This is a genomic window from Pseudomonas sp. FSL R10-0399, from assembly GCF_009600165.1.
Taxonomy (GTDB): Bacteria; Pseudomonadota; Gammaproteobacteria; order Pseudomonadales; family Pseudomonadaceae; genus Aquipseudomonas; species Aquipseudomonas helleri.
Genome location: NZ_WIWK01000293.1, coordinates 1 through 512, shown reverse-complemented (window position 1 = coordinate 512; position 512 = coordinate 1). Strand labels below are relative to the sequence as shown.

Below are 512 nucleotides of genomic sequence, written 5' to 3'. Positions count from 1 at the left end.
CTAAACCAAGATCAGTATCAGGAGTTAGCGTCTTCTGAAATTCATAAATTCTTGAAATTTATCGATGAAAAATTCGGATTGAGTTTTATTCAAAAAGATATTTTAGACCAATTTACTAGTATGGCTAATGGGCTTTCCCATTGGATAGGCTTGGATGCAGTAAACCATTTTACTTCTAAGCTTTCTAGGATAAATAGAGAGATTAATTCATTTGAGCGTGCTTTTTCTAAGGCATACAATCAAATTGATTTTGTAAAAAATGCTTTTTTTTCTCAAAATATTAGTTATGTCAATGGAGATGTTGATTACGCTAAAATATACCGAATTTCAAAAAAGAATTTTGGCTATGATAACTTTATGGAGATTATTTGGTGGGGCTCAATAGTTCACACAATTATGAGTGTAAGTGAAGTCGAAAAAGAATTTAGGCCATCTAATCTCCAAAGTGGTTTGAATTTCGAAAAACATGTTGAAAAGCTTTACATAGGTCTTGGCTACTCTGTTTCTACTAC

General features: G+C 31.6%; 1 protein-coding gene. It reads left to right on the top strand.

Annotated elements, in window-relative coordinates; all coding sequences use genetic code 11:
* Positions 1 to 512, top strand: a 512-nt coding sequence (locus tag GHO41_RS29990; protein ID WP_178126627.1) for a hypothetical protein, incomplete at both ends; no start/stop codon positions are given.